Annotated in this window: 17 protein-coding genes; 14 read left to right on the top strand and 3 right to left on the bottom strand. The window is 74.0% G+C overall.

The features are described from left to right. Positions 1-19: 19 nt before the first annotated feature. The 8 genes from BLT72_RS10895 to BLT72_RS10860 all read left to right on the top strand — a co-directional run bounded on the left by BLT72_RS10895 (position 20) and on the right by BLT72_RS10860 (position 6,948). Positions 20-220 carry a ubiquitin-like protein Pup gene (locus BLT72_RS10895; protein WP_091412854.1) on the top strand — a complete coding sequence of 67 codons (201 nt, stop codon included), beginning with the start codon at positions 20-22 and terminating at the stop codon, positions 218-220. After that, complete coding sequence (prcB, locus tag BLT72_RS10890; protein ID WP_091412852.1) at positions 217-1,053, top strand: proteasome subunit beta; 837 nt, start codon at positions 217-219, stop codon at positions 1,051-1,053. Before BLT72_RS10895 ends, prcB begins: the two co-directional genes overlap by 4 nt. Positions 1,054-1,109: 56 nt before the next feature. Then, positions 1,110-1,943, top strand: coding sequence for a proteasome subunit alpha (gene prcA, locus BLT72_RS10885; RefSeq protein WP_091412850.1), 834 nt, complete (start codon positions 1,110-1,112; stop codon positions 1,941-1,943). After that, on the top strand, positions 1,940-3,013 hold the full coding sequence (locus BLT72_RS10880; protein ID WP_091412848.1) for a prephenate dehydrogenase: 1,074 nt from the start codon (positions 1,940-1,942) through the stop codon (positions 3,011-3,013). The genes prcA and BLT72_RS10880 overlap by 4 nt, the downstream gene beginning before the upstream one ends. Positions 3,014-3,063: 50 nt before the next feature. After that, a complete protein-coding gene (cmk, locus tag BLT72_RS10875) occupies positions 3,064-3,792 on the top strand; it encodes a (d)CMP kinase (RefSeq protein ID WP_091417197.1) in 729 nt (242 codons plus the stop codon). Then, positions 3,789-4,517, top strand: a complete 729-nt coding sequence (locus BLT72_RS10870) for a lysophospholipid acyltransferase family protein (RefSeq protein ID WP_157720430.1) — start codon at positions 3,789-3,791, stop codon at positions 4,515-4,517. Before cmk ends, BLT72_RS10870 begins: the two co-directional genes overlap by 4 nt. Before the next feature lie 66 nt (positions 4,518-4,583). Beyond that, positions 4,584-5,936 (top strand): ribosome biogenesis GTPase Der, encoded by a 1,353-nt coding sequence (der, locus tag BLT72_RS10865; protein ID WP_091412847.1) that lies wholly within the window; start codon positions 4,584-4,586, stop codon positions 5,934-5,936. Positions 5,937-6,171: 235 nt separating this feature from the next. Continuing rightward, positions 6,172-6,948, top strand: coding sequence for a GAF and ANTAR domain-containing protein (locus BLT72_RS10860; protein WP_157720428.1), 777 nt, complete (start codon positions 6,172-6,174; stop codon positions 6,946-6,948). A 62-nt stretch (positions 6,949-7,010) separates the two neighbouring features. Here the strand turns inward: BLT72_RS10860 and BLT72_RS10855 are convergent, their stop codons facing one another. Further along, on the bottom strand, positions 7,011-7,655 hold the full coding sequence (locus BLT72_RS10855; protein ID WP_091412843.1) for a dihydrofolate reductase family protein: 645 nt from the start codon (positions 7,653-7,655) through the stop codon (positions 7,011-7,013). 134 nt (positions 7,656-7,789) lie between these two features. Here BLT72_RS10855 and BLT72_RS10850 point away from each other — a divergent pair, with 134 nt between their 5' ends. The 3 genes from BLT72_RS10850 to BLT72_RS23315 all read left to right on the top strand — a co-directional run bounded on the left by BLT72_RS10850 (position 7,790) and on the right by BLT72_RS23315 (position 9,838). Beyond that, complete coding sequence (locus BLT72_RS10850; protein WP_231930510.1) at positions 7,790-8,422, top strand: hypothetical protein; 633 nt, start codon at positions 7,790-7,792, stop codon at positions 8,420-8,422. Between the two features lie 64 nt (positions 8,423-8,486). Further along, complete coding sequence (locus tag BLT72_RS10845; RefSeq protein WP_197677277.1) at positions 8,487-9,176, top strand: class I SAM-dependent methyltransferase; 690 nt, start codon at positions 8,487-8,489, stop codon at positions 9,174-9,176. Next, on the top strand, positions 9,173-9,838 hold the full coding sequence (locus tag BLT72_RS23315) for an RraA family protein (protein WP_091412841.1): 666 nt from the start codon (positions 9,173-9,175) through the stop codon (positions 9,836-9,838). Before BLT72_RS10845 ends, BLT72_RS23315 begins: the two co-directional genes overlap by 4 nt. A gap of 22 nt (positions 9,839-9,860) precedes the next feature. Here BLT72_RS23315 and BLT72_RS10835 read toward each other — a convergent pair whose 3' ends face one another. Then, the gene (locus BLT72_RS10835; protein WP_091412838.1) at positions 9,861-11,054 is read right to left on the bottom strand and encodes an aminotransferase-like domain-containing protein; all 1,194 of its coding nucleotides are present in this window, start codon (positions 11,052-11,054) and stop codon (positions 9,861-9,863) included. Positions 11,055-11,161: 107 nt separating this feature from the next. Here BLT72_RS10835 and BLT72_RS10830 point away from each other — a divergent pair, with 107 nt between their 5' ends. The 3 genes from BLT72_RS10830 to BLT72_RS10820 all read left to right on the top strand — a co-directional run bounded on the left by BLT72_RS10830 (position 11,162) and on the right by BLT72_RS10820 (position 13,528). After that, positions 11,162-11,623 (top strand): DUF6194 family protein, encoded by a 462-nt coding sequence (locus BLT72_RS10830; RefSeq protein ID WP_091412836.1) that lies wholly within the window; start codon positions 11,162-11,164, stop codon positions 11,621-11,623. Positions 11,624-11,752: 129 nt separating this feature from the next. After that, a complete protein-coding gene (locus BLT72_RS10825; protein ID WP_091412833.1) occupies positions 11,753-12,547 on the top strand; it encodes a phytanoyl-CoA dioxygenase family protein in 795 nt (264 codons plus the stop codon). Positions 12,548-12,661: 114 nt separating this feature from the next. Then, entirely contained in the window at positions 12,662-13,528 is an 867-nt protein-coding gene (locus BLT72_RS10820; protein ID WP_091412831.1) for a phosphotransferase enzyme family protein, read from the top strand. Between the two features lie 60 nt (positions 13,529-13,588). Here the strand turns inward: BLT72_RS10820 and BLT72_RS10815 are convergent, their stop codons facing one another. Continuing rightward, complete coding sequence (locus BLT72_RS10815; protein ID WP_091412829.1) at positions 13,589-14,014, bottom strand: YybH family protein; 426 nt, start codon at positions 14,012-14,014, stop codon at positions 13,589-13,591. Positions 14,015-14,409 lie beyond the last annotated feature (395 nt).

The raw sequence follows: 14,409 nt of genomic DNA, 5'->3' as shown, positions 1-14,409 counted from the left end.
TCGACACCAGGGAGCACCGATGGCTGAGTCAGAGCAGAGCGCCCGCCGCACGCGGCGCACGGAGGACAGCGAGCTCGAGGAGGAGCTGGCGCCCGCCGACACCGCCCACAAGGCCGAGCTCGACTCCGAGGTCGACTCCCTGCTGGACGAGATCGACGGCGTGCTCGAGGTCAACGCCGAGGAGTTCGTCCGCTCGTTCGTCCAGAAGGGCGGCCAGTGACCTTCCGGCCCACCCCCGACCTGTCCGCCGAGTTCCTGCGCACGGGCACGTCGTCCTTCGCCGACTTCGCCGCGCAGGTCGCCCCGAACGTCCTCCCCAGCAGCCGCGCCGTGTCGGCGGGCGTGGCCGACCTGGCCCCGCACGGCACCACGATCGTCGCCGCGACCTTCCCCGGGGGCGTCGTCGTCGCCGGTGACCGGCGCGCCACCATGGGCAACGTCATCGCCCAGCGCGACATCGAGAAGGTCTTCCCGGCCGACGAGTTCTCCGTCGTCGGCATCGCCGGCGCGGCGGGCATCGCCGTGGAGATGGTCGGGTTGTTCCAGGTCGAGCTCGAGCACTACGAGAAGATCGAGGGCGCCCCGCTCTCCCTGGTCGGCAAGGCGAACCGGCTCGCCACGATGATCCGGCAGAACCTCGGGCTCGCGATGCAGGGCCTGGTCGTCGTGCCCCTGTTCGCCGGCTACGACGTCGCGACCCGCGAGGGCCGGATCTTCTCCTACGACGCCACCGGCGGCCGCTACGAGGAGCACGCCTTCTTCTCCGTCGGCTCGGGCTCGGTCTTCGCCCGCGGCGCGCTGAAGAAGCTGTACCGTCCCGACCTGGACGCCGGCTCGGTGACGCTGGCGCTGCTGCAGGCGCTCTACGACGCCGCCGACGACGACTCCGCCACGGGCGGCCCCGACCTGGCGCGCCGGATCTTCCCCGTCGTCCTGGTCGCCACGGCCGACGGCGTCCAGCGGGTCAGCGAGGCCCAGATCGAGGGACTGGTCGAGCGGATCGTCGCCAGCCGCCGGGAACGTCCGGACGGTCCCGCCGCCTCCCTGACCTGACGCCGACGCCCCGCTGACCTGAGCCCGCCCACCCCGAGCCCGATCGGAACCTCCGCATGAGCACGCCTTTCTACGTCGCGCCCGAGCAGCAGATGAAGGACCGCGCCGACTTCGCCCGCAAGGGCATCGGCCGTGGTCGCTCGGTGGTGGTCATGCACTACGCCGACGGCATCCTCTTCGTCGCCGAGAACCGCTCGCAGGCCCTGCACAAGGTCAGCGAGATCTACGACCGGATCGGCTTCGCGGCCGTCGGCCGGTACAACGAGTTCGAGAACCTGCGCACCGCCGGCATCCGCTACGCCGACCTGCGCGGCTACAGCTACGACCGCACCGACGTGACCGGGCGCGGCCTCGCCAACGCCTACGCCCAGCTGCTGGGCACCATCTTCTCCTCCGGCGGTGAGAAGCCGTACGAGGTCGAGATCATCGTCGCCGAGCTGGGCGCCACCGACCAGCTCGACCAGATCTACCGGCTCACCTACGACGGATCGGTCGCCGACGAGACCGACTACGCCGTGATGGGCGGCTCGGCCGACGTGATCACCGAGGCCGTCCGGAGCGCCTTCCGGCCCGACCTCAGCCTGGTCGACGCCGCCCGGCTCGCCGTCGGCGCGCTCGCCGCCGACGGGGGGCCGAACGCCCCGGCGCGCGAGCTCGGGGTCGAGGCGCTGGAGGTCGCGATCCTCGACCGCAACCGCGCACTGCCCCGCAAGTTCCGGCGCCTGGAGGGCGAGCGGCTGGCCGAGCTGCTGCGCGGTGAGGGTGGCGCCGCCGACCCCGGCCACGAGGTGCCGCCGCAGCTGGCCCCGGAACCGCTGCCCGAGACCGAGCTGCCGACCGGGGACGCTGGCACCGCACCGTCGACCGGCGGCCCGCAGCCGACCCCGTGACCGGGGAGCACCAGACCGTCGTCGTCATCGGCACCGGCCTGATCGGTGCCAGCCTGGCACTGGCCCTCACCGGCGCCGGCCACACCGTGCACCTGCAGGACCGGACGAGCAGCCACGCCCGGGTCGCGGCGGGGCTGGGTGCGGGGCTGCTGGACGAGGCCGACCCCGAGGTCGTCGACCTGGTCGTCGTGGCCGTGCCGCCGGCTGCGATCGCCGACGTCGTGCTGGCGAGCCTGCGGACCTACCCGCGGGCCACCGTCACCGACGTCGGCTCCGTCAAGGCGGGCGTGCTGGGCGCTCTCTGGGAGCGCGACGTGGACCTCAGCCGGTACGTGGGCTCGCACCCGATGGCCGGCTCCCAGCACTCCGGGCCGGTGACCGCAAGGGCCGACCTCTTCGACGGGCGCACCTGGGTGGTCGCCCCCCACCGCCGCTCGCGCGCGGAGTCGGTCGAGCAGGTGCTCGCCCTGGTCCGGGCCTGCCGGGCCCGCGAGGTGGTGATGGACGTCGACGACCACGACGCCGCCGTCGCCCGGGTGTCCCACCTGCCGCACCTGATGTCGGTGCTGATGGCCGGCCACCTGACCGCCGTCCCACCCGCGGACCTGCTCCTCGCCGGCCAGGGACTGCGCGACGTCACCCGGATCGCCGGCAGCGACCCCGGCCTGTGGCAGCAGATCCTCAGCGCCAACGCCAGCGCCGTGCTGGCCGAGCTCCGGACCGTCTCCGACGAGCTGGCCGGGCTCATCAGCGCGCTCGAGTCCGGCACCGCCAGCGATGAGCTCCACGACCAGCTGGCCCGTGGCGTCGCCGGCATCCAGCGCATCCCGGGCAAGCACGGCGCCGCGCCCGCCACCTACCGCCAGGTGGTCGTCGAGATCCCCGACACGCCCGGTGCGCTGGGCCGGCTGTTCGCCGAGGTCGGGGCCGCCGGCGTCAACGTCGAGGACATCGCGATCGAGCACGACCAGGCCCGCGAGATCGGCTATCTCGCCTTGTCGGTGGAGCCGGAGCAGGCCGAGGAGCTGGTCGCCGCCATGGTGGCCGGAGGCTGGTCGGTCGGCGCGTGAGCGCCGTCGACGCCCGGGGCCTGTCGGTGGGTCCCGGTACGCTGACAGGCGTGTCACAGGTAACCAGAGTCCAAGGTCCGCGCGCCGCCGCGTCCTCCGGGGAGCGGCTCGTGGTCGCCATCGACGGTCCCAGCGGGTCCGGCAAGTCGAGCACGGCCCGGGGAGTGGCCGACCGGCTCGGCCTCGCCTTCCTGGACACCGGCGCCATGTACCGGGCGGCCACCTGGCTGGCCGTGCACGAGGGACTGGACCTGAGCGACACCGACGCCGTCGCCGAGCTGGTCCGCGACGCCGTGTTCGACATCGCGCTCGACCCGGCCCGGCCGACGATCGCCGTCAACGGCCACGACGTGACGCAGGCGATCCGCAGGCCGGAGGTCTCGGCCGCCGTGAGCGCCGTCGCCACCAACCTGGACGTGCGCAAGGACCTGGTGGCGCGGCAGCAGCAGCTGATCGCCGACGCGCCCGCCGGCGTCGTCGCCGAGGGCCGCGACATCACCACCGTGGTCGCGCCCGACGCCCAGGTGCGGGTGCTGCTGGTCGCCGACCCGGCGGCCCGGGTCGCCCGCCGGCAGGCCGAGCTGGGGTCGGCGGTGGACGCGGCCGCGGTCACCGACCAGGTCATCCGCCGCGACGCCGACGACTCCACCGTCGCCCGCTTCCACGACGCCGCACCGGGGGTCACGGTCGTCGACTCCACCCACCTCGACCTGACCCAGGTGATCGAGGCCATCTGCGCGCTGGCGCCCGGTCAGGCCGGGGCCGAGCCACGACCGTGATCGCCGGGGTCAGCCCCGACCTGCCCCACACCGACGAGCTGCCGCCCACCAAGGAGTGGGGGCTGCGCCTGCTCCGGCACCCGGTCAGGCTGGTCCTCAGCACCTGGTGGCGCGTCCGGGTGCACGGTCGCCAGCACCTGCCGCGCCGCGGCCCGGCGATCCTGGTCGCCAACCACCTCGGCTTCCTCGACGGGCCGGCCGTGGTCGCCTTCACCCCCCGCCAGACCTTCACCGTGGCCAAGACGGAGCTGTTCCACGGCGCTCTGGGGCGCCTGCTGACCTACGTCGGGCAGATCCCGGTGCACCGCCACCAGCCCGACACCTGGGCCATCGACCGGGCCGTCCAGGTCCTCCGCGCCGGCAAGGTCCTGCTGCTGTTCCCGGAGGGCCGGCGCACCGGGGGCGAGGTGGCCCACGCGCACCGCGGCGCCGCCTACCTGGCCATGGTCACCGGGGCGCCGCTGGTGCCGGTCGCGCTGCTCGGCACCCGTGAACCCGGCCACACCGACGCCCAGCTGCCGCGGCGCGGCGGCCCGGTCCACATCGTGTACGGGGCGCCGTTCACGCTGCCGCGAGAGCCGTGGCCGCGGCGCCGCGCCGAGGTCGGCCGCTGGACCGAGCACATCCGCCAGCACCTCGCGGAGCACGTCGTGGCCGCGCAGGCGCTGACCGGACTACCCTTGCCAGGGCCCCCGAGGGCCAAATCGCACCTCACCCGGCGCTGAGCTGGCCTCCGCGGCGCTCGTCCCGGGTTCTCAACGCGTCGGGAGACGCAGATCTGAAGTGAGCACATGACCGACCTCGAGACCGTCGACGCGGCCCCGATCCTGCCGGTGGTGGCCGTCGTCGGCCGCCCGAACGTGGGCAAGTCGACCCTCGTCAACCGCATCATCGGCCGCCGCGAGGCCGTCGTCCAGGACGTCCCCGGCGTCACCCGGGACCGCGTCTCCTACGACGCGGACTGGAACGGCAAGCGGTTCGTCCTCGTCGACACGGGCGGGTGGGCTCCGGACGCCAAGGGGATGGCGGCGCAGATCGCCGAGCAGGCCGAGCTGGCCATCGCCTCCGCCGACGCCGTGCTCTTCGTCGTCGACGCGACGGTCGGCACCCAGGACGTCGACGAGGCCGTCGTGCAGATCCTCCGCCGCAGCGGCAAGCCCGTCGTGCTGGCCGCCAACAAGGTCGACGACCAGCGGTCGGAGGCCGAGGCGGCGTCCATGTGGAACCTCGGGCTCGGTGAGCCGTTCCCGGTGTCGGCCCTGCACGGCCGGGGGAGCGGCGACCTGCTCGACGCGATCCTGGACGCCATCCCGGACGCGCCGCGCGAGGTGCTCGAGACCGAGCGCGGTCCGCGCCGCATCGCGATCGTCGGCAAGCCCAACGTCGGCAAGTCGAGCCTGCTGAACAAGGTCTCCGGGCAGCAGCGGGTCGTCGTCGACAACGTCGCCGGCACCACCGTCGACCCGGTCGACGAGCTCGTCGAGGTGGACGGCACGGTCTACAACTTCATCGACACCGCCGGGATCCGCCGACGGGTCAAGGAGGCGTCCGGCCACGAGTACTACGCGTCGCTGCGCACCCACGGCGCCATCGAGCGGGCCGAGGTCTGCGTCGTCGTCATCGACGCGAGCGAGCCCGTCACCGAGCAGGACCTGCGCATCCTCACCTCCGTCGAGGAGGCCGGTCGCGGCCTCGTCGTCGCCTTCAACAAGTGGGACCTCACCGACGAGGAGCGCCGCCGCTACCTCGACCGGGAGATCGAGCGCGACCTCGTCCAGTTCGGCTGGGCCTCCCACGTCAACATCTCGGCGACCACCGGCCGGCACGTCGACCGGCTGGGTCCGGCGATCCAGGAGGCGCTCGCCGGCTGGGAGACCCGGATCTCGACCGGCAAGCTCAACGCGTTCCTGGGCCGCATCGTCGCCGCGCACCCGCACCCGGTGCGCAGTGGCAAGCAGCCGCGGATCCTGTTCGGCACCCAGGCGCAGGCCGGCCCGCCCACCTTCGTGCTGTTCACCTCCGGCCAGATCGACCCGGGCTACGTCCGGTTCGTCGAGCGCCGGCTGCGCGAGGAGTTCGGGTTCGTCGGCACCCCGGTGCACGTCGAGGTGCGGGCGCGGGAGAAGCGCAAGGACCGCTCCTGACGCTCGACCGCTGACCCCGTCGGCGATCTGCGGGGTCCGAGCCTTGTTGCTGCGGTGGCGCCGTGGTAGCGCTCCCGCGACCGCAGGCCTTATCGTGAGGGCCTGTGACCGTCCTGGGACGGTAGTGCGCCGGTCAGCTGCTCGATCGGCCTTGGGTCAGACAAGCGGCTCACGCAGAGCGCCTCACCGCCCGCCAGCGGTTCGGTGCGCAGGCACGACCGCGTGAGGACGACCCATGCATGACGCTCCAGTGACCCCGGCTGCTCCGCAGGCCGGGCCGCTGCGACCGGCGACGCCCCTGCGGGTGCTCGCCGAGCTCGGCCCGATGCTGCAGGTCGAGGACCGTGCTTCCCTGACGCGGGTGCTGCAGCGGGTGACGGCGGCGGCCTGGAGCGTGGTGCCGGAGCTCACCGAGGTGTCGGTGACCCTGATCGAGGACGGATCACCCGCCACGGCGGCGTTCGCCGGGTCCCTGGCGTCCTACCTCGACCAGCGCCAGTACGAGGAGGCCTTCGGCCCCTGCCTGGACGCCGCGGTGACGGGCAGCACCATCGCCGTCGACACCGCCGACCCGGCCAGCCCGTACCCGGAGTTCCGCCGGGTCGCCGCCGGGGTGGGCATCACCCAGGTGGTGGCCGTGGGGCTCCCGATCGCGCACCGGACGGCGGGGGCGCTGAACCTGTACTCGGCGAGCCTCCGCCCGCTCTCCCCGGCCTCGCACGCCCTCGCCGAGACCTTCGCCGGCTTCGCGGCCGTGGCGGTCGCCAACGCGTCGCGTCACGCCTCGGCGGCGGAGGAGGCGGCGCACATGCGGTCGGCGATCCGGGCGCACTCCGTCATCGAGCAGGCCCGCGGCATCCTGATGGCCACCGGGGGCACCACGGCCGAGGAGGCGATCGCGCAGCTCGCCCAGGAGTCCCGGCGCCAGCACCGGGCGATCTGGGACGTCGCGTCCGAGGTGGTCGACCGGGTCCGCGCCCAGCCCCGGGTCCGCGCCCAGTCCCAGGTCTAGCGCCCCGTGCCGACGGCCCGCAGCCGACGACCCGTCCGGACCGCACCGCACCCGCGCACCGGTCAGCGGCGCCACAGCAGGTGGTGGACGACCCCGCTGGAGCTCGGGACCGCTTCGTGGTGGAACCGGTCGTCGAGCTCGTCGGGGCTCTCCCAGAGCCGGGTCCCCGAGCCGAGCCGCACGGGGGAGACGGCGACGTGCAGGGTGTCCACCAGGTCAGCCGCGAGGAACGCACGGATGGACTGTGCGCCGCCCCCGAGGCGGACGTCGCGGCCGTCCGCGGCGGCGCGAGCCCGGGTGAGCACCTCGGCGGGCTCGTCGTCGACGAAGTGGAACGTGGTGTCCGCCAGCGTGAACGACGGCCGCAGGTGGTGCGTGAGCACGAAGACCGGGGTGTGGAAGGGCGGCTCGTCACCCCACCAGCCCTGCCACGTGTGGTCCGTCCACGGCCCGCGCTGCGGTCCGAACTTGTTGCGCCCCATGATCTCGGCGCCGATGTTGTGGTCGAGGTCGCGCACGAGGTGGTCGTCCAGCCCGCGGGTGCCCCCCGGTGCGGTGCGGTGCGACCAGCTCGCGGTGGCCCCCGCCCAGGCCATCAGCTCGCCCGGGTCGGCGTGGCCGAAGGGGTGCTCCAGCGACTGGCCGGTGCCAGCGCCGTAGCCATCGGACGAGACGGTGAAGTTCTGCACGCGCAGCAGTGGGGGCACGACGAGCTCCTCGATCGGGTGGGACCAGCAGGGGTGCTGACTCGTGCGGCGACGAGGACTCATCGGGCGTCAGGGGTGGATCTCCGGACCACGACCGCCTCGCTGCCCGGCGAGGCGCGCGGTAGCGTCCCCGTGTGCCCGTCCAGGACCTGAGCCACGACGAGATCGAGCGGCTGTACGGACCCTGGGACACGAGGACGCCGTCCGACGCTGCGGCGCTGTTCGCCGGCTACCCCGGTCGCTGGTGGATCGCCGGCGGGTGGGCCATCGAGGCCTTCACCGGCGTCCGGCGCGCTCACGGCGACCTCGATCCCAGCGTCCCCCGGTCGGAGCTCGCCCTCCTGCGTCGTCACCTCAGCGGTCGGCTGGACCTGTGGGCCGCCGACCAGGGTTCGCTGCGACCGCTGCTGCCCGCCGACCTCGACGCGGACGAGCTCCCGGGCAGCTGCGAGAACGTGTGGGCGCGGGCCAGCGGCGCCGACCCGTGGCAGTACGACATCATCGTGATGACCGCCACCGCGACCACCTGGACCTTCAAGCGGGACGGCCGCATCCGCCGGCCGCTGGCGGACATCGTCTGGTCGCGGGAGGGCATCTCCTACCTCCGGCCGGAGATCCAGCTGCTGCACAAGGCCCACCAGCTCCGGCCGCAGGACCAGGCCGACTTCGACGCCGCGGCGCCCCTCCTGGAGCGGCGCGACCGGGACTGGCTGAGGGCGGCGGTGACCCTCGCGCACCCCGGTCACCCGTGGCTCGAGGTGCTCTGAGCGCGGTCGCCAGCATCGCTACCGGCCGCTACCCTCGCCCGGTGGACCAGGGCCCTGCGGACGTGTGGGACGAGGCCGCTGCCACGTTCGACGAGGCGGCGGACCACGGGTTGCGCGACGCCGAGACCCGCTCGGCCTGGGCCGCGCTCCTGACCCGGCTCCTCCCGGTGCCGCCCTCGCGCCTGGTCGCCTCGGGTGCGGCACGGGGACGCTCGCGCTCCTCGCGTCGGAGCTCGGGCACGACGTCGTCGGCGTCGACTTCTCCGCAGCGATGCTGCAGATCGCCCGCTCGAAGGCGCGTGGACGGGCCCGCGTCCGGTTCCTCGCCGGCGACGCCGCCTCCCCGCCCCTCACCCCGACGACGTTCGACGCCGTGCTGTGCCGGCACGTGCTGTGGGCTCTGCCCGACCCGGCCGCCGCGCTGCGGACGTGGGTCCGGCTGCTGCGGCCCGGGGGCCGGCTGGTCCTGGTCGAGGGCCCCTGGTCGACGGGCGCGGGTCTACCGGGCCGGCTCACCGTCGACCTCCTGCGCCAGCAGGGACTCGCGCCCGTCCTGGAGCCCCTCACGGCCGCGCGCTACTGGGGCGCGCCCGTCGAGGACGAGCGCTACGTCGTCACGGCCGCGGCCCGGCCGACGCGCGACGGGGACTCCGGCCCGTGGGGACGGCGCCGGGACCGACGGACGAGGAGGCGTGAGACGGTTCGTCGTGGTGAGCCGTCAGCGGACAGGCCGGGACCAGGAGGAGGACCGTGAGCGGGTCGGATGAGGCGTCGTTGCTGGAGCGGCTCGGTCGTGTCGACACGACGTCGTTGGTGGACGCGGGAGGGGCGTCGGGGGTGCTGCCGGGGTCGATCCGGCCGCTGCGTCCCGGGCTGCGGTTCGTCGGCCGCGCCGTGACGGTGGAGGCACGGGCGGACCTGATGTCGGTGATCGAGGGGTTGCGCTCCTCGGGTCCGGGCGACGTGCTGGTGGTGGCGGCGGGCTCGCTCGAGCACGCGGTCGCGGGCGAGCTCTTCGGCACGGAGGCGGTGCGGCGAGGGCTGGCCGGTCTGGTGGTGGACGGCCTGTGCCGCGACAGCCGGGCCCTGCGGGAGCTGGGCTTCCCGGTCTTCGCGCGGGGTGTCGCGCCGACGGCGTTCGGGGCCCGCAAGCCGCCCGTGGTGCAGGTCCCGGTGCGGATCGGGCCGGTCGAGGTGCAGCCGGGCGACCTCGTGGTGGGCGATGACGACGGGGTGGTCGTCGGGTCGGTCGAGGCGATGGCGGCGGTGGTCGAGCGGGCCGAGGCGATCCAGCACCGCGAGGACGCGCTGGCCGAGCAGCTGCGGGCGGGGTCCTCGCTGTTCGACCACCTGGACTACGACCGGCACCGGGACGCGGTCCTCGCCGGCGAGGACAGCGGGCTCACCTTCTCGTGAGGGGACGGCTCCCGAGGCGTCCTCAGCCCGCCCGCGCCGCCGCGGCGTAGTGGTGGGCGAGCAGGCCGAGCCCGTGCACGAGGGTCTCCTCGGGCAGGGTGGCGTAGCTGAGCCGGGCGTGGTTGGGCTCCTGGCGGGTGGGGAAGAACGTCGCCCCGGGCACGTAGGCGACGCGCGCTCGCGGCAGAAGGGTGTCGCGCATGAAGTCGCCGGTGTCGAAGCCCTCGGGGAACGTGAGCCACGTGAACAGGCCACCCCGCGGCCGGGTGCAGGTGACGTCGGCGGGCATCAGCCGGTCCAGGGTGGCGAGGGTCAGGTCACGCTTGCGGCGGTAGGAGGCGTTGGCGCGGACGATCTGGGCGTCGAGGTCGTGGCGCTCCAGGTAGGTGGACACGGCGGCCATGTTGAGGGTGCTGGACTGGGTGTCGGCGGCCAGCTTGAGCAGGGCGAGCCGGTCGAGCAGGGGCCCGGGTGCCATCATCCAGCCGAGGCGCAGGCCGGGGGCGAGGATCTTCGAGAAGCTCCCGAGGTGGATGACGCGTCCCTCGGTGTCGAGGCTGGCCAGGGTGGGCAGGCGGTCGCCGTCGAACCGGAGGTCGCGGTAGGGGGAGTCCTCGAGCACGACCACGTCGTGGCGGTTGGCGACGTCGATCAGCTGGTGACGGCGTTCGAGGGAGAGGCTGACCCCGGTCGGGTTCTGGAAGTCGGGGACCGTGTAGACCAGCTTGGCTCGCGGGTGGCGGGTGAGGACCTCGTCGAGGTGGGCGGGGTCGAGCCCGTCGTCGTCGGTGCGGACGGCCGCGTAGTCCGGCTCGTAGGGGTTGAAGGCCAGCAGCGCGCCCAGGAAGGTCGGGTTCTCGGTGGCGATGACGTCGCCGGGGTCGATCATCAGCTTGCCGGTCAGGTCGAGGCCCTGCTGGCCGCCGTGGGTGATGACGACGTCGTCGGCGGTGCAGGGCGTTCCGTCGCGGGTCATCCGGGCGGCGATCTGCTCGCGGAGCCGCGGGAGCCCGACGGAGGCGGTGTACTGCAGCGTCCTCGCCCCTGAGGCCAGGACATCGGTGAAGATCGAGGTGAGCTCCGCGGTCGGGAAGTGGGCCGGGTCGGGGTAGCCGCCGCCGAAGGAGATGACGCTCGGGTCGTCGCCCAGGCGCAGCAGCTCGCGGATGGCCGAGGGCTGCACCCGGCTGGTCCGGCGGGCGAACGGGGTGGTCACGACGCGTCCTCCTGGTCGGTGGGTCGGTGGACAGCGGACGCGGCAGACCCGCCGGGCACGAGCCAGGAGCTCCACCGCCCGAGCCGAAGGATGTCACGCTGGGTCCCATGGACGTCGACGAGGTCATCGACCAGGTGGCCGCACTCGAGGGCGTGCTCACCCTGCGCCCGCAGCCAGGGGACGGCTCACCGGAGATCAGCTGGGGTGACGCGTTCTTCTACTACGCACCGGACGGCCAGGTGCCGAACGGCCAACCCTTCGCCACCGTCGTGACCAAGGCCTACCCCGACGAGGAGGCCCCGTGGCTCGACCGCCCGGGCACCTTCCGGCTGAACATCGCCGTCGGCCGGGACGCGATGGCGACGGTGCTCGGCCAGGACGCCGACCGGGTGCCCGAGGCCGGGGCACCCGACACCCTGGTCGCCCACCCGGTCTACGGGGACCTCGGCTGGGTGGCCGTCACCAACCCCGGGGAGCGCGCCGGGGAGCGGGCCCTCACCCTGGTCCGGTCGGCCCATGCTCGCGCGCGCGCACGTCGGCAGCGCCGCGACGGGGGAGCCCAGGACTGAGGCGGTCCGGCCCGATCCGGACCGGACCTTGATCCGGGCCCCGGCAACCGGTTGGATCGTGGACGAGGAAGGGCCGAGCCAGGCCGTCCGACCAGCCACCACCAGCTCCAGAACGGGACGGAATCGACGATGAGCTCCCAGTCCACGACGGCGGTCGCCCAGCGGCCCCTGCCCTCCGACCTGGCCGACCACGCACAGGCGTACGCCGACCAGGGGTTCGTCCTGGTCCGGGGGCTGCTCTCGAAGGAGGAGGCCGCCGAGCTCCGGCAGGAGACCCATCGCCTGCTGGCCTCCCTCGCGGTGCAGGACGACCCGACCTGGGGATCGGCGGCCGGCGTGTCCGGGGGAGCAGCGACCAGGCTGCAGCATCTGCACGACGCGCAGTTCTACTCCGCGGCCTACTCCCGGCTGCTGGTGGACCCGCGGTTCACCGACGTCGTCGCCGCGGTGCTGGGGACGCCGAACGTGCAGCTCCACCACACCAAGCTGTTCGTCAAGCCACCGGAGAACGGCTCCCCCTTTCCCCTGCACCAGGACCATCCCTTCTTCCCGCACACCGAGCACCGGGTGGGGGCCGCGATCTTCCACCTCGACGACGCGCCGGTGGAGAAGGGCTGCATCCGCGTCGTGCCCGGCAGCCACCACGGCGGGCCCCGCGAGCACGACCCCGAGGGCAGCTTCCACCTGCCCGACGTCCCGTTCGACTCGGCCACGGCCGTCCCCGCCGAGGCCGGGGACGTCATCTTCTTCAGCTACCTGACCATCCACGGGTCCGGGGTGAACGTGAGCACGGAAGCGCGCACCACCTGGCTCGTCCAGTACCGCGACCCGGCCGATCGACCCCTGACCCGTTCCCACGACCACTCCCTGGGCCAGGGCATGATGCTGGCTGGGGTCGACCCGACGGGGCGGAAGCCGCTCTGACGCTCCACGGCCCGGGCAGTACTCCACCAGCGGTCGTGGGCCCAGGCCCACCCCCCGATCTGGCGAGTGACCGCGCCTCGCGAGTCCCGCGAGCCTCCTGCCTAGGGTGGGGGGATGCAGACGTCGGACGTGGCCCGCGCGACCAGGGCGGCGACCGCCGTGGCGTCGGAGCTCGACCTGCGCGCCGACGACGCCCTCGTCCTGCACAACTCGAACAAGCTGACGCTGCGGCTGACGCCCTGCGACGTCGTCGCCCGGGTCACCCACGCCGGCGAGGTCGCCGCACAGCTCGAGCTGGAGCGCGCCCGCCGGCTCGCCGGGGCAGGATGCCCGGTGGGCGTCCCCGAGCCTCGCGTGGACCCGACGGTGCGCACCCGCGACGGCTTCGACGTGACGCTGTGGGACTACCACGAGCCCGTTGCCACCCACGTCCCCGCCCCTGACTACGCCCGGGCCCTGGAGCGGCTGCACGCCGGCCTGCGCCAGGTGGACCTGGCGAGCCCGCGGTTCACGGACCGGATCGCGGAGGCCGAAGAGATCGCCGCCGACCCGGGTCTGTCGCCGGAGCTCGGCGACGCCGACCGGGCGTTCCTCGGCGGGACGCTCAGCACCGTGCGCCGGCGGATCGAGGACCGGGGAGCCGTGGAGCAGCTGCTCCACGGTGAACCGCACCCGGGCAACCTGCTCGGCACGACCGACGGGGCGCTGTTCATCGACTTCGAGACGCTCTGCCGTGGACCCGTCGAGTTCGACCTCGCCCACGTCCCCGCGGCCGTCTGCGAGCACTACCGGGACGTCGACCACGAGCTCGTGGACGACTGCCGGCAGCTCGTCCTCGCGATGGTCGCCGCGTGGCGGTGGAGGGTGGGGGACGAGTTCCCGGACCGGCGGCGGTGGGGGCAGGAGTTCCTCCGCTCGCTGCGTGCGGGCCCGCCGTGGCCGACCCTCGACGCGATGACCAGTCGGGTCGCTCCGCGGTAGGCCCTCCGGGTGACCAGCTGGATCGAGGACCTCCGTTCGAGTCGAGGGCCGGTCGCCTCCTCAGGGCTCGGCCGCCGCCTCGTCCGCGGGGGCGCTCGTGTCGGCGAAGGAGTGGTGCTCGTGCGTGACGGTCCACCGGCTGCCGACCTGGCGCAGACCGAGGGTGAGGCGGTGCCGGGCGTCGGGTTCACGTTCGAGCTCCGTCGCCGTGCCGCACCGCAGCAGGGCCCAGGCGAACGCCACGTCGGCGGCGACGGTCACCTCCAGCGTGTCGATCTCGAAGACCGCCCCGGCGTCCTGCCACGCGAAGAAGCCCGGCCAGGTCTCGCGGTAGGCCTCGATCCCGCGGACGCCGCGGTGCGGCGGCGGGACGTCGAACATCACGATGTCGGGTGCGTGGTCGGCGAGCACCGTCTCCAGGTCACCGGCGTGGACGGCGACCGCCCACCGCTCGATCAGCTCGCGGATCTCCTGCTCGTCGCCCATCGGCTCCTCCTCCTGACGCGGCGGTCGACGGTTGGACCGCGGGCAGCGCCGGGACTCATCGGGCTGGCCGGCGGGCCGTGCCGTCGGTCGTGGTGTCCACCCGGGGCCAAGGGGGGCTGCCCCGCCACCGGTGACCCGTGCGGTGGGGTGTCGCCTGCTCGGGCTCACCCCGTGGGCAGGGAGGACCAGCGGTCCGGGAGGACCGGGACGAGCACGAACCCCAGGGCCCGCGGCAGACGCCAGCCGTCCGGGCAGGGGCCGAGACCACCAGCCACGAGGCCGCCTCGCGCAGCCGGTCAGCCGATCGTCGGCGGCTGCCTGAGCGGCGCTCGGCCACCGCCACCTCGTCGCCGACCCTCCCCGTCAGCATCCGACCCGCACACGGAGACCGTCCA

The organism is Friedmanniella luteola (assembly GCF_900105065.1).
GTDB classification, from domain to species: domain Bacteria; phylum Actinomycetota; class Actinomycetes; order Propionibacteriales; family Propionibacteriaceae; genus Microlunatus; species Microlunatus luteolus.
This window is presented reverse-complemented; position numbering and strand designations above follow the sequence as displayed.

What these genes read in the sequence shown, in the direction of transcription:
- BLT72_RS10860 (WP_157720428.1), top strand. Translation starts at nt 6,172, where the DNA reads ATGCATGACGCTCCAGTGACCCCGGCTGCTCCGCAGGCCGGGCCGCTG.
- prcA (WP_091412850.1), top strand. Translation starts at nt 1,110, where the DNA reads ATGAGCACGCCTTTCTACGTCGCGCCCGAGCAGCAGATGAAGGACCGC.
- BLT72_RS10825 (WP_091412833.1), top strand. Translation starts at nt 11,753, where the DNA reads ATGAGCTCCCAGTCCACGACGGCGGTCGCCCAGCGGCCCCTGCCCTCC.
- BLT72_RS10815 (WP_091412829.1), bottom strand. Translation starts at nt 14,014, where the DNA reads ATGGGCGACGAGCAGGAGATCCGCGAGCTGATCGAGCGGTGGGCGGTC.
- der (WP_091412847.1), top strand. Translation starts at nt 4,584, where the DNA reads ATGACCGACCTCGAGACCGTCGACGCGGCCCCGATCCTGCCGGTGGTG.
- BLT72_RS10830 (WP_091412836.1), top strand. Translation starts at nt 11,162, where the DNA reads ATGGACGTCGACGAGGTCATCGACCAGGTGGCCGCACTCGAGGGCGTG.
- BLT72_RS10895 (WP_091412854.1), top strand. Translation starts at nt 20, where the DNA reads ATGGCTGAGTCAGAGCAGAGCGCCCGCCGCACGCGGCGCACGGAGGAC.
- BLT72_RS10820 (WP_091412831.1), top strand. Translation starts at nt 12,662, where the DNA reads ATGCAGACGTCGGACGTGGCCCGCGCGACCAGGGCGGCGACCGCCGTG.